Origin of the sequence: Maritimibacter sp. HL-12, from assembly GCF_900177545.1 — a bacterium.
Taxonomy (GTDB): domain Bacteria; phylum Pseudomonadota; class Alphaproteobacteria; order Rhodobacterales; family Rhodobacteraceae; genus Sinisalibacter.
Genome location: NZ_FXBQ01000001.1, coordinates 1660210 through 1680143, shown reverse-complemented (window position 1 = coordinate 1680143; position 19934 = coordinate 1660210). Strand labels below are relative to the sequence as shown.

The window sequence follows — 19934 nt, the reverse complement described above, 5'->3', positions numbered from 1 at the left end:
CGGTTTCCTTCCGCCCCTTGGCGGGGTCTTGGCCCGCATCATAACCGCGGGGGCGGCTCAAGTCATCGCCTATTGCGGCTTGAAAAGGCTGGCGATGAAGAAGCCATCCATCCCGCCCCGGTCGCCCCAGAAATCCGGGCGTAGCCGCAACCCGCCTTCGGGGCCGATCCAGTCCGGCTCGATCCCCGGGCGGGCCAGCGCCGCGCGGTCGACGGTGAGCCCGGGGTGCCGGTCGAGTGCGTCGCGTAGCTGTTCCTCGCCCTCGTCGATCAGCAGCGAACAGGTGCAATAGACCAACCGCCCGCCGGGCTTGAGCAAGGCGAGGGCGCGGTCGATCAACCGGGCCTGGAGTTCGAAAAGGGCCGGAAAGCCGCCGCCATCCTTGGCATATGGCAGATCGGGGTGCCTTCGGATCGTGCCGGTCGCCGAGCACGGAGCGTCGAGCAGAACCGCATCGAACGGGCCGCCTTCGTAGGTCAGCGCATCGGCGGCAACCACCTCGGCCGCAAGCCCGACGCGGGCAAGGTTTTCCTCGACCCGTGCCATTCGCGGGGCAGAGATATCGACCGCGGTTACCTTGGCCCCGGCGGCGGCGAGCTGCATGGTCTTGCCGCCCGGGGCGGCGCAGAGGTCGAGCACCCGCTCGCCCGGCCTTGGATCGAGCACCTGCGCCGGGATCGCGGCGGCGGCGTCCTGCACCCACCAGTCGCCTTCGTCAAATCCGGGCAGCGCCGAAACCTGGCTTTGCCCCTCCAGTCGCACCGATCCGGTTGGCAACAGGATACCTCCAAGGCGCGCGGCCAGTGCTTCGGCATCCGCCTTGGCGGTCAGGTCAAGCGGTGCACCAGCATTGTGCGCCGCCTCCATCGCTTCGACGGCAGGTTTGCCGTAGTCGTCGATCAGCGGCTTTCGCAGCCATTTCGGCAGGCGCGGCACAGGTAGCGCCGGCCACTTTCCGGCGTCGTCCGCGACCTTGCGCAGCACCGCGTTGACCAACCCGGCCATGCTGGTGGTATTGCGCCCGGCGCGGGCGATTTCCACGCAGGCGTTCACCACGCCGTGGGGCGCGGCACCTTCCTCGCAGATTTCCGCCACGCCAAGCCGCAACAGGTTTAGCACCCGGGCGGGCGGGCGCTTTTTCAGGTGCGGTCCGAGCATCCGATCGGCGCGGTCGAGCACGCGCAGCGCGGTGGTGACGAGCCGCTGGGCCCGGGCCCGGTCGGGCGCCGGAAGCTCGGCAACGCGGCGTGCAAGCACTTCCGACATAAGCCTGTGCTCGTCGAGCACATCGCACATCAGATCAAGCGCCACCTTGCGCGGCCGGATCGCATCGCTCACCATCGGCACTCCTTTGCCATTCTTCGCGCCCGGGCCTATATCATGCCGGGAGCACAAGGAAGAGCGTGATGAGCAAGACCGACGAGCGCAAATTGCCACCCGAAGCGGTGCGCGCCCTGGCCGAGGCCGAGGAGCGCCGCAAAGCCGCCAAGGCTGCCGCCTTGCCAAAGGAATACGGCGGGCGCGATGGGCCCGAGCCGGTTCGTTATGGAGATTGGGAAAAGAAGGGCCTCGCGATCGACTTCTGAGGCCCACCGGGTTGACAGCAAGTTAACCGGAAAAGGACCATCCGGTGCCACCTGGATTGCGGGGAAATCCTTGAAAACTGGTCGGAGTGAGAGGATTCGAACCTCCGACCCCTGCCTCCCGAAGACAGTGCTCTACCAGGCTGAGCTACACTCCGACCGTGGCGCGCGGGATAGCCCAGCTTGCAGGGCTTGGCAAGGGCCTATCGGCGCTGCCGCATCCTTCTGAGCAGGGGTGAAATCCGGAAACTCGCTGCCGTCGCGCCGCGCGACCTTGTGCGCAAGACCGGCGTGTTCGACAAAGCCCCGAGCCGACGCTCCCGCACAACGATGTAGATCCCGCTGGCAATGATGATCCCGGTCCCGATCACGGTGGCCAGATCCACCGTTTCGCCAAACAGGACGTAGCCGAAAATCGTCGCCCAGACGATCTGCGAATACTGCATCGGCGCCACGATCGCCGCGTCACCGTCCCGGTAGGCCGCGATCAACAGGAGCCCCGCGACGAACGCGAGCACCGAGATCAGCCCCATCCCTCCAAGGTGGGCCACCGGCATCGGCTCGTAGACGAAGCCGAGCAGCGCCCCCATCACGACGAAGTTCGCCGCCATCGGGTAGAGCATCAGCACAGCCGTGCGCTCCTCGCGCCCGATCTTGCGCACGATCACCGAGGCCAGCGCGCCGAACACCGCGGTGCCCAGCGCCGCCAGATGTGCAAGCCCAAGCTCGGCCGAGCCGGGGCGCAGCACCACGAACACACCGATCAACCCGACAAGCACGGCGAGCAGCCGATGCACGCCCACCCTCTCGCCGAGAATGGGGATCGCCATCAGGGTGATCAGCAGCGGCGAAGCGAAGATCATCACGTAGACCTGCGCCAGCGGCAGGACCGAGAAGGCATAGAAGGCCGAGAACCCGGCGATCACAGCCGAGCCGGTTCGCGTCAGCGTCCACCACGGGTGCACCGGCCGAAGATTGCCCTCGGTGGGGTCGCGCATCAGCATGAATGTGATCAGGGGAAAGGAAAAGATGGTCGAGAAAAAGATGATCTGGAAGGGTGAGTAGCTTGCCCCCAGAACCTTGATCACCACGTCATGCGTGGCAAAGATCGCGAACGCGACCAAGGCATAGAACGGGCCGGTGAGGTTCATGAACAAAGCTCCCTTGATGGCGATATCTGATCATAGCTGCGCGCAGGGGAAAAGAGGTGGTTTGGCCGGGCTGCCCCGGAGCCATGGAGGGATTCGAGTGCCGCGATGATCCACGTTCTCCGCGGAAGCCGACGCTTGCGGCTATGGCACATCGCAGACTAGAGTGGAGGTACGCAAGCGAATTGCTCGTCCCAACGACGAACAAGGAGGTGGGTAATCATTCGGAACAAATCCTGCCCTGGCGGTCGTGTCGTGCCATAGAAACATGAAGTCACCCATGAACACCCTGGACCCCGAGGGAAAATCGGCACGCTACTCGGCCCCCGCGCTCGAAAAGGGACTCGATATCATCGAGTTGCTCGCCCTGGAGGAACGCGGGCTGAGCCAATCCGAGATTGCACGGGCGATGAATCGCTCGGTTGGCGAGATCTTCCGAATGCTCGCCGTGCTCATCAAGCGCGGCTACGTTGCGCAGGACCCGGACACCGACCGCTACACCCTCACCACCAAGCTCTTCGCGGTGGCGCACCAGACCCCGCTCATCAAGCGGTTGACGGCGCTTGCGGGGCCGCTGATGCGCAAGCTCACGGCGCAGATCAACCAGTCTGCGCATCTCGGGATCATCAGCGACGACGCCGTTCTCATCGTCGGGCAGGTAGACCCGCCCGGCCATCATGTGATGAGCATCCGCCTCGGCGCGCGGATCGAGCTTTGGCGCGCGTCGTCGGGGCGGGTGATCCTCGCTTTCACCGACGAGGAACGCCTCGACGAGCTCTTTGCCCGGGTGCCGCTGCCGGAGGGCAAGACCGAAGCCCAGTTGCGGGCGGAACTGGCCGAGATCCGCAGGCGGGGCCACGAAGTTACCGACAGTTTCACCGCCCGCGGCATCGTCAACATCGCCGCGCCGGTGTTCGATCACACCGGCCACTCGATCGCGGCACTCACGGTTCCGCATCTTGAGCGTTTCGACGATCCGGTGACCTTTCAGACCTGCGCGCGCCAGGTGATCGACGCGGCGAACGCGCTCAGCCACTCGCTCGGCGGCCCGACCGTGCCGCCCTACGACGCCGCGGTCGTGCCTAGTCGATCCTGAGCGGCACCGGCGGCAGCTTGATCGCGTTGAAACAGGCCTCGACAAGCGCCATGGTCTGATAGGCATCGTCGACGCCCGAATGCAGCCGATCATCCTCGCCCGCGTCGAACCGCTGGACGTTGCGCATCGGCCCCATGAAGGCATCTATGAACCACGATCCTTCGAGCGCGACCTGTTCCCAATCACCGCCATTGCGGCAGAACCAGAGCTCATCGGGTTCGCCGTTGGGGTAATCGTAATTGACCCCGAGCTTGACCATCATCGCCCCCTCGGTGCCTTCGAAACGGAACCAGGCCGACTGGAACTTTCGCCCGCACTGGTGATTGTGATTGATCGACATCAGCCCGCGCAGCTTGTCGCCGTAATCGAGGATCACCGAGGTGCGGGTCTGCTTGAAATCGTTCGCGCGCGGGTCGTGCAGGCTGCGGGCAAACACGCCCTCGGGGTTGCCTGCCACCGCGCGGATCGCATCGAGGTAGTGGATCGAGTGCACCGCGATCTCGACGCGTTCCATCGGGATCAGGAAAGGAAACAGCGTCCACGGCGTGAAGATGTTCACATGCACCTCGATCTCCAGCAGATCGCCCAGTAGCCCACGGCGCACCGCGTCCTGCACCGCCATCATCATCGGCGAGAACCGAAGCTGGAAATTCACCGCCGCCTTCAGCCGCTTTTCACGGCAGATCGCGCGAATCGCGCCGGCCTGGTCCTGATCGGCGCCCATCGGCTTTTGCATCAGGACCGCCGCGCCATCGGGCAGATGTGGCAGGATCTCGGGCAGCACATGCGGCGGCGTGGCGATATCGTAAACAACGCCGGTGCCCTGATCAGCCACGGCGGCGGCAAGGTCGGGGTAGTGGTTGGGCAGGTTGAAATCCTTCGCCAGCGCCTTCGCACGCGCGGCGTCGACATCGGTAACCCCGGACACCGTGAGCCCGGCCTTGGCATAGGCCGGCATGTGGGCGTCTCGGATGATGCCGCCGGCCCCGACGATGACGATCGGCTTCGGGTTGGCCGGTGCGGGCCAGCTCTGGGTGAGATCAAGGGTCATTGCGCGGCCTCCTTGCGTTCGGCGAGCAGGATATGCTCGCAATACATCACGGTCTTTCCGTCCTGATTCGTCGTCTCGCAGATCTCGGTAACACGGCCGAAGGCCGGCCGCTTGGGGTCGTCGTCGAGCGCGCCAATGGTCACCGTGGTGCGGATCGTGTCGCCGGCATAGACCGGGTTGGGAAAGCGCAGCCGCTCATAGCCATAAGTGAAGGCGCGCGGGTTGATCACCGTCGCGGTCAAGCCGATCCCGATCGCGAAGGTCATCGTGCCATGGGCGATGCGGGCGCCGAAAGGCTGGGTCTTGCACCATTCCTCGTCCATGTGGTGCGGGAAGAAATCTCCGGAATGGCCGGCATGAAAGACGATATCGGCCTCGGTGATCGTGCGCGCGAGAGTCTGGCGCGCCGCACCGGGCTCGTAATCCTCGAAGTACTGTTCCTGTTCCATGCGTCCTCCTTGGAATTTCGTGGCAGCGTGCTCGTCAACGTGTTTCACATATACAAAACTATTTGACATATGAAAAGAGTTCGGTGAGGATGCTGCCAACACCCGCAAGAAAGCGGGGGAGCGATCAGGGAGGATCAGATGGCCGAGATCGGCGTTCATGCGCGCGCATTGCCCGGCTTGCCGGAAAGCCACGCCGCGATCCCGGTCTGGAATGCGGAAGACTGGTATTTCGAGGATTTCACCCCGGGCGACAAAATCCGCTCGATCCGCCGGACGATCTCGGAAGGCGAGTCGATGCTGTTCAACTCGCTGGTGATGGACCATCATCCCTACGTGAGCGACGAACGTTTCGCCGCCGAGGAAGGGGTGTTCGGCCGTCGGCTCGTGGCCGGGGCGATGGTGTTTTCCTACGGGCTCGGGCTTGCCGCCACCAATTGCCTCAATTCCTTCTCCTACGGCTACGACCGCTTGCGCTTCATCGCGCCGGTCTTCATCGGAGACACGATCTACACGATCCGCGAGAACCTCTCGAAAGAGGTGAAGGACCACCGCTTCGGAAAGGTCCGGGTAAGCTACTCGGTGTTCAAGGGCGAGGGTGAACAGGTGCTCTATTGCGAACACCTGATGACCGCGCTCTACCGAGATCCCGGGCCCTTCCGGGCCGAGGCGGACGCCGCCCTCACGGCGAAGCGGGAGGCGAGGAAGAATGCCTGAACTCCTCGGCATGACGTGGGATCATTCACGCGGATTCGATCCGATGGTCGCCACCTCCGAGGCCTGGGCCAAGGCGCATCCGGGCGTGACGATTCGCTGGGAGAAGCGCTCGTTGCAGGCCTTTGCCGACCGGCCGATCGAGGAGATGGCCGACCGGTATGACCTCATGGTGATCGACCACCCGCATGTCGGCGAGGTGGCCGGTTCCGGCCTGCTGATGGCCTTCGACGGAATCGGGCGCGACGGTGATCTTGCCACGCTTGCGGCGCAATCGGTGGGGCTTTCTCATCCGAGTTACGAGTTCGGCGGGCGGCAATGGGCGCTCGCCGTCGACGCGGCAACGCCGGTGGCAGCGTTCCGGCCCGATCTCATCGCCGGGGCCCCGCACGACTGGTCGGGCGTGATGGAACTGGCGCGCGCGGGCAAGGTGGCCTTTGCGCTGATCCCGATCAACGCGTTGATGACCTTCATGGGGCTTGCCCGCAATATCGGCGCGACCGTCGCCGAATCTGCGGATTTCATCGACCGCGCGGCGGGGGCCGAAGTGCTCGGCCTGATCGGCGATGTCGTGGCGCTGATGGACCCGCGCTGCCTCACGCTCGATCCGATCGGGATCTACGAGTGGATGGGCCGCACCGCCGAAGCCCCGGCCTATTCGCCCTTTGGCTACGGCTACACCAACTACAGCCGCAGCGGCTATTGCCGCTTTCCGCTGAATTTCACCGATGCGCCCGGCGTGCATGGGGATGACCCCTCGGGCACTGTGCTGGGCGGCACCGGCATCGCCGTGAGCGCCGCCTCCGTGCATCGCGAGATCGCCGCCGATTACGCCTTCTGGATCGCGGGAGCAGACTGCCAGAAAGGGATGTTCTTCGAGGCCGGCGGTCAGCCCGGCAACGCCGTGGCCTGGGAAGACGAAGGCTGCAACGCGGCCACCCGTGACTTCTTTCGCGCCACCCGCCGCACCCTCGACACCGCGTGGCTGCGCCCGCGCTACGATGGCTACATGGGGTTTCAGGATCGGGGCGGCGACATCGTCCATGCCTTCCTGCGCGGCGATACGAGCGCGTCGGCCACGCTCGACGCGCTGCAAGCCGCCTACGAGGAGAGCCGGGCATGAAGGTGATGCCAAGCGAAAACCGCCCGCTTGACGGCCTCGTGGTGCTGGATTTCAGCCAGTTCCTGTCGGGCCCCTATGCCTCGCTCCGGCTCGCCGATCTCGGCGCGCGGGTGATCAAGGTGGAGCGGCCCGGCGTGGGCGACCTGAGCCGCTACCTCTACCTCTCCGATACCGATATCGACGGTGATAATTCGCTGTTTCACGCGATCAACCGCAACAAGGAAAGCCTCACCGCCGATCTGCGCGACGACGACGACCGGGCGCTTCTGCGCCGGCTTATCGCGCGTGCCGACGTGATGATCCAGAATTTCCGCCCCGGCGTGATCGAGCGGCAGGGGTTTGGCTACGACGCGGTGCGCGAGATCAACCCGCGCATCGTCTACGGCTCGATTTCCGGCTTCGGCGAAGATGGCCCGTGGCGCGATCTGCCGGGGCAGGATCTGCTCGCTCAGGCGCGCTCGGGGCTGTTGTGGCTCACCGGCTCGCGCGACGATCCGCCGATGCCGATGGGACTCGCGGTCGCCGACATGTTTGCCGGGGCGGCGCTGGCGCAGGGCATTCTGGCCGCCCTTGTCGGGCGCGGCATCCATGGCCGCGGGGCGCATGTGCAGACCAGCCTGTTCGAGGCGATGATCGACTTCCAGTTCGAGGTGCTCACCACCCACCTCAACGATGGCCGCCGGCCGCCCGAACGTAGCGCGGTGAACGGGGCGCATACCTACCTTGGCGCGCCCTACGGGGTCTATCGCACCGCCGATGGCCACCTCGCGCTGGCGATGACGCCCTCGCTCGAACGGCTTGCCGAGTTGATGGAAATCAAGGGGCTTGAGCACTATTACGGCGATGACGCCGCGATGATGCGCGAGCGCGACACGATCAAGGCGGTTATTGCAGAGGCAGCGGTGCAGCGCACGACGGCCGAGTGGCTCGCGGTGCTTCAACCCGCCGATATCTGGTGCTCGGAGGTGCTCGACTGGCCCGCGGTGCTCGCTTCGGATGCCTGGCGAAACCTCGATCTCGAACAGGTGATCCGGCGCAACGGCACCACCGAGCTTCATGCGCTGCGCGGTCCGATCCGGCTCGACGGCCAGGTGCTGAAAAGCGCCCGCGCCGCACCGGTGCTGGGTGCCGACCGAGCGGCCATTATCAACGATCTGCTTTCCGATCTCGTGCCGGCGGAAAGCGGAACAGATAACAAACCCCGCAAAGGGGCCTAATCCGGCATGATCAAAGGGAGGACCACATGTCCAGACTGACAGCGAAAGCACTAATAGCCACCGCGCTCGTGCCGCTCTTCGCGGCCCCGGCCGCGGCACAGGATTATGGCAACTTCGAGGGCGAAACCCTGCGGGTGAAGCTCATCGGCGGCGCGCAATACGAGCCGCTCTATGCCGAGATCTCCGAGTGGGAGGAATTGACCGGCGCAACCGTCGAGATCCTCAGCCGCAAGAACCACTTCGAGCTTGACCGCGAGATCAAGCAGGATATCGCGGCGCGCACGCTCGACTGGTGCGTCGGCTCGAACCACACCAGCTTCGCCCCGCAATACGGCAACATCTACGCCGATCTCAACGAGTTGATCGACGCCGACACCCTCGACGCCTTCGTGCCGCTGGTGCTCGAACACTCGACCGTCGATGGTCGCCTGGTGCAACTGCCGCGCCATTCCGACGTGTCGAACATGTTCTACGTCAAGTCGCTCTTCGAGGACGAGGAGAACAAGGCCGCGTTCAAGGAAGAGTACGGCTATGATCTCGCGCCGCCGGAAACCTGGGCGCAAGTTTCGGATCAGGCCAAGTTCTTTGCCAATCCGCCCGACTTCTACGGCACGCAATTCGTCGGCAAGGACGAGGCTGTGGTCGGCCGGTTCTACGAATTGCTGGTGGCCGAGGGCGGCCAGCTCTTCACCGACGACTGGGAGCCGGCGTTCAACTCCGAGGCCGGCCTTCGCGCGCTCAACTGGTTCGTTGATCTCTACAACGCCAATGCCGTGCCGCGCGGCGTGCCCAACTACCTGTGGGACGATACCGGCCTCGGCTTTGCCAGCGGCACCGTGGCGCTGAACCTCGACTGGGCAGGCTGGTCGGCCTTCTTCAACGATCCCGAGAACTCGAAAGTTGCGGGCGATGTTGGCCTTGTGCGCGCCCCGAAGGGCTCCTCGGGCAAGCGCACCGGCTGGTCGGGCACGCACAGCTTCTCGATCACCGAGGCCTGCGAAAACAAGGAAGCGGCGGCCTCCTTCGTGACCTTCCTCACCGATCACGAACGCCAGATGATCGAGGCGCGCACCGGGCTTCTTCCCACCCGCACAAGTGTCTGGGACGACGCCAAGGCCGAATTCGCCGCCGATGGGCGCGATTTCATGGTCGAGGTGTTCGACACCTTCTCGGCCTCGATGTCGGAAGATGCCTTCACGCCGCCGCTGATCCCCGAGTGGATCGAGGTGTCGAACGAGCTCTGGCCGCGGATCCAGGCGGCGATGCTCGGCGACATGACCTCGCAGGAAGCGCTCGACGAAGCGGCCCGCGATGCGCTCATCATCATGGAAGACGCCGGTTACCGGTGATCATGACCGAGGCGCGGCGGCCGATCGGGATCGCCGCGCCTCTCCCCCGTGAATAAGGACAGGGCCCTTGCTTCGATATCTCCGCACCCGGCAGGCAAAACTCACGCCGATCCTGCTGCTTTCGCCGGCACTGTTCACGATGCTATTCGTGGTGGCCCTTCCGCTCCTGTTCTCTCTCTACACGTCACTCACGCCCTACCGGCTCACCCGCCCGGAAACGATCGAGACCTTCATCGGGCTGCGGAACTACATCCGGCTGTTCTCCGATCCGGATTTCTGGAGCGCCTTTGGCCGGACCATCCTGTTTCTCGCGATCGCGCTCAACGTCGAGTTTCTGCTCGGCCTCGGCATCGCGCTTCTGATCAACCGCATCACCTGGGGCCAGCGCACGCTGCGCACCATCATGATGTTTCCGATGATGTTCTCGCCCATCCTCGTGGGCTTCCAGTTCAAGTTCATCTTCAACGACAATATCGGCATCCTGAACAACGCCCTGCAAAGCCTCGGCATCACCGACCAGGCGATTCCCTGGCTGGTGGACGGCAAGCTGGCGATGTTCTCGATCATCTTCGCCGAGGTCTGGATGAGCACGTCCGTTTTCGCGATCCTGCTGCTCGCCGGTCTTTTCGCCATGCCGCGCGATCCGCTGGAGGCGGCGAAGGTCGACGGTTGCAACTCGTGGCAGGTGTTCCGTCATATCACGCTGCCCTTCATCATGCCCTTCGCCTTCATCGCGATGACGATCCGCTCGCTCGACGTGGCACGCGCCTACGACATCGTATCGGTGATGACCGGTGGCGGCCCCGCGGGGCGCACCGAACTGTTGTGGACCCTGATCGCGCGGACCGGCTACGAGAACTCCCGCATGGGGGAGGCCAACGCGATGGCCTATATCTCGACGATCCTGTCGATCGCCTTCACCTATTTCTTCTTCACCAAGCTCGTGGCCGCGCGCCGCTACATGGGAGGCGCGGAATGAGCCGTGCACTGAAAAACAAGCTTCGCGCGGCGGGGCTGTGGTTTGCCACCTTCCTGCTCATGGTCGTGATCTCGGTGCCGGGGCTCTGGGTGGTGCTGTCGGGATTCCGGCCCAACCGCGAGATCCTTGCCAAGCCGCCGGTCTGGATCCCCGAAAAGCTCACGCTCAACAATTTTGCCAAGATCTTCGGTTTCGGCCAGGACCAGGTGGCGATTCCGGTGCTTGAGTATTTCCGCAATTCGCTGGTGATCGCGGGCACCTCCACGGTGATTGCGCTGATCATCGGCATGGCCGGCGGCTACGCCTTCGCGCGCTTCCGCTTCCGCTTCAAGAACACCTGGTTCCTCGGGTTGATGCTGTTTCGGACCGTGCCGGGGATCGCGCTGTCGCTGCCGGTTTTCATGCTGTGGTCGCGGCTCGGGATCATCGACACCAAGCTCGGCCTCATCATCGTTTATGTCTCGCTCAACGTGCCCTTCACGATCTGGCTGATCGACGGCTTCTTCCGCCAGATCCCAGGTTCATTGTCGGAGGCCGCGCAGGTCGATGGCTGCACCCGTTGGCAGGCATTCTGGCGGATCGAGTTTCCGCTGGCGCGCTCGGGCATCGCGGCGGCAGGGGTGTTCGCCTTCCTGACAAGCTGGAACGAATTCGCGCTCGCGAGCCAACTCACCCGCTCGACCGATTCAAAAACGCTTCCGGTCGGGCTGATGGATTTCACCTCGCAGTTCACCATCGACTGGGCCGGGATGAGCGCAATGGCGGTCGTCATCATCGTGCCCGCGTTGATCCTCACCTTCATCGTGCAAAAACATCTGATCGCCGGGCTCACCTTCGGCGGAGTTAAGGGCTGACCATGGCAGGCATCACACTCGAAAACGTCACCAAGGCCTACGGCAAGCTCGAGGTCGTCCACGGGATAGATCTCGAGATCGCGCACAACGAATTCGTGGTTCTGGTCGGGCCTTCGGGCTGCGGCAAGTCAACCACGCTGCGGATGATCGCCGGGCTCGAGGATATCACCGGCGGTGAGGTGCGGATCGGGGATCGCGTGGTGAACGATTTGCCGCCGCGCAAGCGCAACATCTCTATGGTGTTCCAGAACTACGCGCTCTATCCGCACATGAACGTGCGCGACAATCTCGGCTTCGGCCTCAAGATCGCAGGCCATCCGGCGGCGGTGCTCGAAGAACGGGTGGCGGAAGCGGCCGACATTCTCGGGCTATCGGATCTGCTCGACAGGATCCCGGCGGAACTCTCCGGTGGCCAGCGCCAGCGCGTTGCCATGGGCCGCGCCATCGTCCGCCACCCCGACGCCTTCCTGTTCGACGAGCCGCTCTCGAACCTCGACGCCAAGCTCAGGGTGCAGATGCGGGCCGAGATCAAGAAGCTGCACACGAAGGTTGCCACCACGGTGGTTTACGTCACCCATGACCAGGTTGAGGCGATGACGCTCGCCGACCGGATCGTGGTGATGAAGGACGGCTACATCGAGCAGATCGGCACCCCGATGGACGTGTTCAACCACCCGGTCAACACCTTCGTTGCCAGCTTCATCGGCTCGCCGCCGATGAACCTGATCCCGGCCAAAATCGTCGGCGGCGCGGTGCAGTTGTCCGACGGCACCACCCTGCCCGTGCCAAGCCGGCTCAAGGAGCTTGTCCGCGAGGGCCAGGACGTTGTCTTCGGCATCCGGGCGGACGACATCACCCCGATCGGCCACGGCATTCACGAGGCGCGCGAAACCACCGAGATCGAGCTTGAGGTCGATCTCGCCGAGCTTCTCGGCAGCGAGACGCTGATCTACTCCCGGATCGCGGGGCAGGAAGTGCAGTGCAAGATGTTCGATCCGCGCGATCTTGCCCCGGGCGAGCGGTTGACCTTCCGGCTTTCGCTCGACAAGGCGCATATTTTCGACGCGGCGAGCCTGCAGTCGGTGAGGGCGCACTGATGGCCCGGATCGAACATGTCGAGATCCTGATGGTCGACCTGCCGCCGGCGGTCGAGCGGGTCGACGCGATCCAGTCCTTCGTGAGCCAGGAAACCCCGATCGTGCGGATCACCGACAGCGACGGGGCCGAGGGCGTGGGCTATGCCTATACCATCGGCACCGGCGGGCCGGCGATCATCAGCCTGCTCGAACGCACGCTCGCACCGCGCCTGATCGGCCGTGAAGCCGAGGAAATCGAGGCGATCTGGCGCGACCTTCTGTTCGCCACCCATGCCACCGCCGTGGGCGCGATCACCTCGCTCGCGCTCGCCGCGATCGACACCGCGCTCTGGGATCTGCGCTGCCGTCGTGCCGGGCTGCCGCTTTGGCGCATGGCGGGCGGGGCGCAACCCTCGGTGCCGCTCTACACCACCGAGGGCGGCTGGCTGCACCTGCCTGCCGAGGCGCTGGCCGAGGATGCCGCCGAGATGAAGGCGCGCGGCTTTTCCGGGGCCAAGCTCAAGATCGGCAAACCGTCGCTTTCCGAAGACCGCGCCCGGCTCGCCGAGGTGCGTGCGGCGGTGGGCGAGAATTTCCGCCTCATGGTCGATGCCAACCAGGCCTTCGATCTCGCCGAGGCGATGCGCCGGGCCGACATGCTGGCCGAGGCGCGGGTGGACTGGTTCGAGGAACCGATGCCCGCCGACAACGTCGGTGCCCATGCCCGGCTCGCCCGGCATTCGCGTGTGCCGATCGCGGTGGGCGAAAGCATGTATTCGCAGGCCCAGTTCAAGGATTATCTCGAACAGGGCGCGGCCAGCATCGTCCAGACCGATGTCGCCCGGATCGGCGGGATCACCCCCTGGCTCAAGGTTGCGCACATGGCCGAAGGGTTCAACGTGGCGATCTGCCCGCACTTCCTGATGGAATTGCACGTGAGTCTCGTCTGCGCCGTGCCGAACGCGCCGCTGCTGGAATACATCCCGCAACTCGACGCGATCACAACCTCTCGGCTCGATATCCGCGACGGCTGCGCGCATCCGCCCGAGGCCCCCGGCCTCGGCATCGCGTGGGACTGGAGCGGGATCCGGGCCCGGATCGTGCCCGGCACGCATCACGAATTTGGCGAAGGAGGAACACATGCAACGCATGGCCATGGTCATCGGGCTGAAGCCTGAGAAGGTCGAGGAATACAAGCGGCTGCACGCGAACGCCTGGCCCGAGATCCTCGACATGATCTCGACGTGCAACATCACCAACTACTCGATCTTCCTCAAGGAGCCGGAAAACCTGCTGTTCGGCTACTGGGAATACACCGGCGAGGATTTCGAGGCCGATGCAGCGAAGATGGCCGCCGACCCGAAAACACAGGAATGGTGGGATGTCTGCATGCCCTGCCAGGAGCCGCTCGACACCCGCAAGGAGGGTGAATGGTGGGCGATGATGGAGGAGGTATTTCACCATGACTGATGCAGACCGGATCACCCAGTTGAAAGAATGCTACACCTCGGTGGTGCATGACGTGCTGCGCGCGAGGGGTTTGCGCAACTTCACCCTGCCCCCTGCCCTGCGCCCGCTGCAGCCGGAGATGACGCTTACCGGCCCGGCCTGGACGGTGGAGGGGCGGATCGACGAAACCGCCGATCCGCACGAGACGCTGCTGGCCTGGACCGGGCTTCTGTCGAAGGCACCGGCCGGGCATATCTGGACCGCCCAGCCGCACAACTCGGTGGTCGCCCAGATGGGCGAGCTTTCGGCCGAAACGCTGCACCGCAAAGGCGTGCTCGGCTGCGTCGTCGACGGTGGCCTGCGCGATACCAACTTCCTCCTGCGGCTCGGTTTTCCCTGCTGGGGCAACTTCCACACCCCGCGCGACGTGGTCGGGCTATGGCTGCCCACGGCCACGGATGTGGAGATCATGATCGGCGAGGTCGCCATCGCCCCGGGCGACTGGCTGCACGGTGACCGCGACGGCATGGTGCGCATTCCTGCCGCCGTGCTCGACGAGGTGATCCCCGCCGCCGTGACCGCGATGAACACCGAAAGCAAGGTGCGCAAGGCGATCCTCGAAGGGATGGACCCGCAGGAAGCCTATCTCCAGTGGGGCAAGTTCTGAGCCATGAAGATCGCTGCCCTCGACATCCGCGCCTGCCGCCACGACGACGCCACGATCCCCGGTGCCGCGATGCGCGATGGTCAGGCGCGCGAGGGGCTGGAATTTGTTGTCTACACGCTGCGCACTGAAGACGGGCAAAGCGCCTCGATGTTCGGCTTTGCCGGACGCTCGGCGCTTGGCGCGGCGCATCAGGCGGCGGCCTCACTGCGCCCGTTTCTCCTTGGCCGCGACGCGCGCGACCGTGAAGCGATCTGGCACGACTGGCGCACCGCCGATCGCTGGTGGCATCATCTGCCGATCTACAGCTTCGGCCCGGTCGATTGCTGCCTCTGGCTTCTGGCCGCCGAGGCCGCGGGCGAACCGCTTTGGCGTTTCATCGGCGGGGCGCGGGCAGAGGTGCCCACCTATGCCTCCTCGCTGGTGCTGGCCGACGCCGAGGCCTATGCGGCCGAGGCCGTCGCGGTGCGCGCTGCCGGGATGAAAGCCTACAAGATCCACCCGCCGGGCCGGTCGCTTGCCGAGGATATCGAGATTCACCGCGCCGTGCGCGCGGCGGTGGGCGACGATTTCGCGCTGATGTCGGACCCGGTCCAGCCCTATACCTACGACGAGGCCCTGCGCCTTGGGCGCGAACTGGAACGCCTCGGTTTCCTCTGGCTCGAAGAACCGCTGCCCGACGAAGCCTTCAGCGCGCTGCGCGAATTGACCCGGGCGCTCGACATTCCGGTGGTGGGCACCGAAGTGCTCGCCAAGCATCCCTACTCGGTGGCCGAATGCATCGCGAGCCGCGTCGTCGATGCCGTGCGCGCCGACCCGAGCTGGACCGGCGGCGTCACCGGCACGCTCAAGACGGCGCGGCTGGCCGAAGCCTTCCACGTGAACTGCGAATTGCACACCACGATCTTCCACCCGCTCGAAATGGTGAACCTCCACCTTGCCGGTGCGATCCGCAATTGCAGCTATTTCGAAGTGCTCTGGCCGATCGACACCTTCGCCTTCGGTCTCGACCGCGCCTTGCCCATTCGCGACGGCATCGCGCACCTGCCGGATACCCCCGGCCTCGGTGCACGGCTCGACTGGGACATGATCGACAACGCAACAATTGCAAAGGTGTGAGCGATGACTGATCCACGCCTGCTCCTGCTGTCGCCCGGCGACAACGTCTTGGTTCTGCGCGGCGCTATCGAAGCGGGCGAGACGGTGGCGCTGGAAACTGGCACGGCGACGGTGCCCACGCGGCTCGGCATGGGCCACAAGATCGCCCGCCGCGCGATTGCGCCGGGCGAGAAGATCGTCAAGTACGGCGCCCCCATCGGCACCGCCACGGCCGAGATCGCGCCGGGTGCGCATGTGCATGTTCACAACGTCAGGAGCGACCACACGCCAACCTATGCGCTGGCCGAAACATCCGAGGAGGTGCCACGATGAAAGGATACATCAGGTCCGACGGGCGCAAGGGCATTCGCAATGTCGTGGCGGTGGCCTACCTCGTGGAATGCGCCCATCACGTCGCGCGCGAGATCGTCGCCCCGCACCGCGACGCGGCGCATCTCATCGGTTTTCCCGGTTGCTTTCCCAACGCCTATGCCCAGCAGATGATGGAGCGGCTCTGCACCCATCCCAACGTCGGCGGCGTCGTGCTTGTTTCGCTCGGCTGCGAAAGCTTCGACCGCAACGCACTGGCCGAAACGATCCGCGCCACGGGGAGGCCGGTGGAGGTGCTGGTGATCCAGCGCGAGGGCGGCACGCGGGCGACGATCGAGGCAGGGCGCGCCGCGGTGGCGCGGATCGCGGGCGAGATCGCCGACGCGCCGTTGGTGCCGATGGAAATCTCCGAGCTCGTCGTCGGCACCGTCTGCGGCGGCTCCGACGGGACCAGCGGCATCTCGGGCAACCCGGCCGTCGGGCGATGCTTCGACAGTCTGGTCGAGGCCGGGGCGACCTGCATCTTCGAGGAAACCGGCGAGTTGATCGGCTGCGAGGGGATCATGGCCGCGCGCGCCACAACGCCGGATCTCGCCGCCGAAATCCGTGCCTCCGTCGACAAGGCGGCGGCCTATTACGCCACGCTCGGCTTCGGCAGTTTCGCTGCCGGCAATGCCGAGGGCGGGCTGACCACGATCGAGGAAAAATCGCTTGGTGCCTATGCCAAGTCCGGGCAATCGCCGATCTCCGGCCTGATCAAGCCCGGCGACATTCCCCCGCGCGGCGGGCTCTACCTGATGGACGTGGTGCCAGATGGCGAGGTGCGCTACGGATTTCCCAATATCTCCGACAACGCCGAAATCGTCGAGATGATGGCGTCGGGTGCCCACATGACGCTGTTCGTCACCGGGCGCGGCTCGGTGGTCGGCTCGGCGCTCGCGCCGGTAATCAAGATCGCCGCCAACCCGCACATGTACGAGCGCATGCGCGACGACATGGACATCAACGCCGGGCGCATCCTCAACGAGGGGGCGAGTGTCGAGGATGTCGGCGACGAAATCCTCGATCTCGTCGCGCGCGTGGCTTCGGGCGAACGGACAAAATCGGAAGACCTCGGCCACACCGAGTTCATCCTCACCTACAAGAGCTTCGAGCCGATCGGGCCTGCGTGCCTGCCGGTGTGAACGAGAAAGGACATGACATGGAACGACTGAAGGGAAAGACCTGCCTCGTCACCGCGGCGGGACAGGGCATTGGCCGGGCCACGGCACTGGCGATGGCCGCCGAAGGCGCACGGGTGATCGCAACCGACATCAACGAGGCGGCGCTGGGTGAATTGTCGGGGGTGGAAACCCGCCGCCTCGACGTGCTCGACGGCGATGCAATCACCGCGCTGGCCGAGGAGATCGGCACGCCCGACGTGCTGTTCAACTGCGCCGGCTTCGTCGCAAACGGCACGATCCTCGATTGTGACGAGAAGGAATGGGATTTCTCCTTCGATCTCAACGTGAAGGCGATGTATCGGATGATCCGCGCGTTCCTGCCCGGCATGGTCGCGCAAGGCGGCGGGTCGATCATCAACATGTCGTCGGTTGCCTCCTCGGTGATCGCCGCGCCCAACCGCTTCGTCTACGGTGCCACCAAGGCGGCGGTAATCGGGCTCACCAAGGCGGTGGCGGCCGATTTCATCTCGCAGGGCATCCGCTGCAACGCGGTCTGCCCCGGCACGGTGGAATCGCCCTCGCTCGAGGAGCGGCTCAGGGCCACCGGCGATTACGAGGCCGCCCGCGCCGCCTTCACCTCGCGCCAGCCGATGGGGCGGATCGCCACCGCCGAGGAAATCGCGGCGCTGGTGGTCTATCTTGCGAGCGATGACTCCTCCTATACAACCGGGGTCGCGCACGTCATCGATGGCGGCTGGTCGAACATCTGAACGAGGAAAACCCATGAAACTCATCCGCTTTGGCAACCCCGGCGAAGAAAAACCCGGCCTGATCGATGAAGGCGGCATCGCCCGCGACCTGTCGGCCATCGTGCCCGACATCGCCGGGGCGGTGCTCTCCGACGAGGGGCTTGCGAAGATCCGCGCGGTCGATCCCGCAAGCCTGCCGGAGGTGTCCGCGGATGCGCGGCTGGGCGCTTGCGTCGGCGGCACCGGAAAGTTCATCTGCATCGGGCTCAACTACTCAGACCACGCCGCCGAGGCCGGGATGCAGGTGCCCGAGGAGCCAATCATCTTTCACAAGGCCACAAGCGCGATCTGCGGTCCGAACGATCCGATCATCATCCCGCGCGGCTCGGAGAAGACCGACTGGGAGGTGGAACTGGCGGTGATCATCGGCCGCCGGGCAAAATACGTGAGCGAGGACGAGGCGCTCGACTACGTGGCCGGCTACGCCGTCACCAACGACGTCTCCGAACGCGCCTTCCAGATCGAGCGCTCCGGCCAGTGGACCAAGGGCAAGAGCTGCGACAACTTCGGCCAGATCGGGCCGTGGCTCGTCACTCGCGACGAGGTGGCCGACCCGCAGGATCTGGCGATGTGGCTCAAGCTGAACGGCGAGACGATGCAGGACGGCTCGACCCGCACGATGGTTTTCGGCGTTGCCCGACTGGTCAGCCACCTCAGCCAGTTCATGTCGCTGCATCCCGGCGACGTGATCTCCACCGGCACGCCTCCGGGCGTCGGCATGGGGATGAAACCGCCGCGCTACCTGCGCCCCGGCGACGAGGTCGAGCTTGGCATCGAGGGCCTTGGCACCCAGCGCCAAGAGGCCATCGCCGACCCTGAAGGAGGACAGACATGATCGGACTGATCGACACCCACCAGCACCTGATCTACCCCGAGGTGGCGGGCTACGGCTGGACCAAGGGTATTCCGGCGCTGGAAGGCCAGGCTTTCCGTCTCGACGATTACAAGGCGGTCAGCGAGGGTGCCGGGATCGCCGGCACGCTGTTCATGGAAACAGCCGTGGACGAGGGCGATATCCGCGCCGAAACCGAGCACGTGGCCGGGCTGGCAAGTGATCCGGCGAATGGCATCGAGGGTTTGATCGCCACAGCGCGGCCGGAAACCGACGAGGGGTTCGAGGCCTGGATCGAGACGGCGCGCGGCATGGGGGCGGTTGGCTTTCGCCGGATCCTTCACGTGGTCGATGACGAAATGTCGACCACTGAAACCTTCCGCGCCAATATCCGCCGGATCGGCGCGGCGGACATGACCTTCGACATGTGTTTCCTCGCCCGGCAACTGCCGCTCGCCACCGAACTCGCCGATGCCTGTGACCAAACCCGGCTGGTGCTCGACCATTGCGGCGTTCCCGATATCGCGGGCGGTGGGCTCGACCCGTGGCGCGCGCGCATGACCGACCTCGCCGCGCGGCCGAACGTGATCTGCAAACTATCCGGGATCATGGCCTATTGCGCGCCGGGCGAAGCGAGCTACGAGGCGGTCAAACCCTACGTCGACCATGTGCTGGAGGTTTTCGGGCCCAAACGCATGATCTGGGGCAGCGACTGGCCGGTCGTCAACATGGGCAGCGGGTTTGGCGACTGGCTCGCGGTGACGCGGCAGATCCTCGACGGGCTCGGTGACGACGAGGCCCGCGCGATCGCGCAGGGCACGGCGATCGACGTGTTCCGTCTCAGCGACCCGGCAGATCTCCGGTGATCTGGCTGGCCCCGAGTGGGGTCGGCTTGCCTGACAGGAATTGCGCCGCCAACTGTCAGGCATGATCAGGCGGCTTGCCCCCGCAAC

22 protein-coding genes and 1 tRNA gene are annotated in these 19934 nt (G+C 65.1%); 18 read left to right on the top strand and 5 right to left on the bottom strand.

The window, feature by feature from the left end:
• Nucleotides 1–69: 69 nt before the first annotated feature.
• Entirely contained in the window at nt 70–1341 is a 1272-nt protein-coding gene (locus tag B9Y97_RS08355; protein ID WP_085526311.1) for an RsmB/NOP family class I SAM-dependent RNA methyltransferase, read from the bottom strand.
• 65 nt (nt 1342–1406) lie between these two features.
• Here B9Y97_RS08355 and B9Y97_RS08350 point away from each other — a divergent pair, with 65 nt between their 5' ends.
• Complete coding sequence (locus B9Y97_RS08350) at nt 1407–1586, top strand: DUF1674 domain-containing protein (protein ID WP_085526310.1); 180 nt, start codon at nt 1407–1409, stop codon at nt 1584–1586.
• 78 nt (nt 1587–1664) lie between these two features.
• On the opposite strand, the gene B9Y97_RS08345 is transcribed toward B9Y97_RS08350, so the two are convergent.
• Nucleotides 1665–1741, bottom strand: a tRNA-Pro gene (locus B9Y97_RS08345).
• A gap of 45 nt (nt 1742–1786) precedes the next feature.
• Nucleotides 1787–2734, bottom strand: a complete 948-nt coding sequence (locus tag B9Y97_RS08340; RefSeq protein WP_085526309.1) for a DMT family transporter — start codon at nt 2732–2734, stop codon at nt 1787–1789.
• A 277-nt stretch (nt 2735–3011) separates the two neighbouring features.
• On the opposite strand from B9Y97_RS08340, the gene B9Y97_RS08335 reads away from it, so the two are divergent.
• A complete protein-coding gene (locus B9Y97_RS08335; RefSeq protein ID WP_176224327.1) occupies nt 3012–3827 on the top strand; it encodes an IclR family transcriptional regulator in 816 nt (271 codons plus the stop codon).
• On the opposite strand, the gene B9Y97_RS08330 is transcribed toward B9Y97_RS08335, so the two are convergent.
• Both B9Y97_RS08330 and B9Y97_RS08325 read right to left on the bottom strand, forming a co-directional pair.
• Nucleotides 3814–4878 (bottom strand): Gfo/Idh/MocA family protein, encoded by a 1065-nt coding sequence (locus B9Y97_RS08330; RefSeq protein ID WP_085526307.1) that lies wholly within the window; start codon nt 4876–4878, stop codon nt 3814–3816. The genes B9Y97_RS08335 and B9Y97_RS08330 overlap by 14 nt on opposite strands.
• Nucleotides 4875–5327 (bottom strand): MaoC family dehydratase, encoded by a 453-nt coding sequence (locus tag B9Y97_RS08325; protein WP_085526306.1) that lies wholly within the window; start codon nt 5325–5327, stop codon nt 4875–4877. Before B9Y97_RS08325 ends, B9Y97_RS08330 begins: the two co-directional genes overlap by 4 nt.
• Before the next feature lie 138 nt (nt 5328–5465).
• Between B9Y97_RS08325 and B9Y97_RS08320 the strand changes: the two genes are divergently transcribed.
• The 16 genes from B9Y97_RS08320 to B9Y97_RS08245 all read left to right on the top strand — a co-directional run bounded on the left by B9Y97_RS08320 (nt 5466) and on the right by B9Y97_RS08245 (nt 19847).
• Nucleotides 5466–6041, top strand: coding sequence for a MaoC family dehydratase (locus B9Y97_RS08320; RefSeq protein WP_085526305.1), 576 nt, complete (start codon nt 5466–5468; stop codon nt 6039–6041).
• Nucleotides 6034–7161: a type 2 periplasmic-binding domain-containing protein gene (locus tag B9Y97_RS08315; RefSeq protein ID WP_139828261.1), complete on the top strand. Its 1128-nt coding sequence runs from the start codon at nt 6034–6036 to the stop codon at nt 7159–7161. The genes B9Y97_RS08320 and B9Y97_RS08315 overlap by 8 nt, the downstream gene beginning before the upstream one ends.
• Entirely contained in the window at nt 7158–8378 is a 1221-nt protein-coding gene (locus tag B9Y97_RS08310; RefSeq protein ID WP_217809444.1) for a CaiB/BaiF CoA transferase family protein, read from the top strand. Before B9Y97_RS08315 ends, B9Y97_RS08310 begins: the two co-directional genes overlap by 4 nt.
• A gap of 26 nt (nt 8379–8404) precedes the next feature.
• Nucleotides 8405–9727 carry an ABC transporter substrate-binding protein gene (locus B9Y97_RS08305; RefSeq protein WP_085526303.1) on the top strand — a complete coding sequence of 441 codons (1323 nt, stop codon included), beginning with the start codon at nt 8405–8407 and terminating at the stop codon, nt 9725–9727.
• Between the two features lie 67 nt (nt 9728–9794).
• A complete protein-coding gene (locus tag B9Y97_RS08300; protein WP_254900879.1) occupies nt 9795–10706 on the top strand; it encodes a carbohydrate ABC transporter permease in 912 nt (303 codons plus the stop codon).
• The gene (locus B9Y97_RS08295) at nt 10703–11560 is read left to right on the top strand and encodes a carbohydrate ABC transporter permease (RefSeq protein ID WP_085526302.1); all 858 of its coding nucleotides are present in this window, start codon (nt 10703–10705) and stop codon (nt 11558–11560) included. Before B9Y97_RS08300 ends, B9Y97_RS08295 begins: the two co-directional genes overlap by 4 nt.
• 2 nt (nt 11561–11562) lie before the next feature.
• Nucleotides 11563–12657, top strand: coding sequence for an ABC transporter ATP-binding protein (locus B9Y97_RS08290; RefSeq protein ID WP_085526301.1), 1095 nt, complete (start codon nt 11563–11565; stop codon nt 12655–12657).
• Nucleotides 12657–13814 carry a mandelate racemase/muconate lactonizing enzyme family protein gene (locus tag B9Y97_RS08285; protein ID WP_085526300.1) on the top strand — a complete coding sequence of 386 codons (1158 nt, stop codon included), beginning with the start codon at nt 12657–12659 and terminating at the stop codon, nt 13812–13814. The genes B9Y97_RS08290 and B9Y97_RS08285 overlap by 1 nt, the downstream gene beginning before the upstream one ends.
• Nucleotides 13777–14106, top strand: coding sequence for an L-rhamnose mutarotase (locus tag B9Y97_RS08280; RefSeq protein ID WP_085526299.1), 330 nt, complete (start codon nt 13777–13779; stop codon nt 14104–14106). The genes B9Y97_RS08285 and B9Y97_RS08280 overlap by 38 nt, the downstream gene beginning before the upstream one ends.
• Entirely contained in the window at nt 14099–14752 is a 654-nt protein-coding gene (locus B9Y97_RS08275; protein WP_085526298.1) for an RraA family protein, read from the top strand. The genes B9Y97_RS08280 and B9Y97_RS08275 overlap by 8 nt, the downstream gene beginning before the upstream one ends.
• Before the next feature lie 3 nt (nt 14753–14755).
• On the top strand, nt 14756–15868 hold the full coding sequence (locus tag B9Y97_RS08270; RefSeq protein ID WP_085526297.1) for an enolase C-terminal domain-like protein: 1113 nt from the start codon (nt 14756–14758) through the stop codon (nt 15866–15868).
• Nucleotides 15869–15871: 3 nt separating this feature from the next.
• On the top strand, nt 15872–16180 hold the full coding sequence (locus tag B9Y97_RS08265; protein WP_085526296.1) for a UxaA family hydrolase: 309 nt from the start codon (nt 15872–15874) through the stop codon (nt 16178–16180).
• Nucleotides 16177–17361, top strand: coding sequence for a UxaA family hydrolase (locus B9Y97_RS08260; protein WP_085526295.1), 1185 nt, complete (start codon nt 16177–16179; stop codon nt 17359–17361). The genes B9Y97_RS08265 and B9Y97_RS08260 overlap by 4 nt, the downstream gene beginning before the upstream one ends.
• 17 nt (nt 17362–17378) lie before the next feature.
• A complete protein-coding gene (locus B9Y97_RS08255) occupies nt 17379–18110 on the top strand; it encodes an SDR family oxidoreductase (RefSeq protein WP_085526294.1) in 732 nt (243 codons plus the stop codon).
• A 13-nt stretch (nt 18111–18123) separates the two neighbouring features.
• A complete protein-coding gene (locus tag B9Y97_RS08250; protein WP_085526293.1) occupies nt 18124–18984 on the top strand; it encodes a fumarylacetoacetate hydrolase family protein in 861 nt (286 codons plus the stop codon).
• The gene (locus B9Y97_RS08245) at nt 18981–19847 is read left to right on the top strand and encodes an amidohydrolase family protein (protein WP_139828260.1); all 867 of its coding nucleotides are present in this window, start codon (nt 18981–18983) and stop codon (nt 19845–19847) included. Before B9Y97_RS08250 ends, B9Y97_RS08245 begins: the two co-directional genes overlap by 4 nt.
• Nucleotides 19848–19934 lie beyond the last annotated feature (87 nt).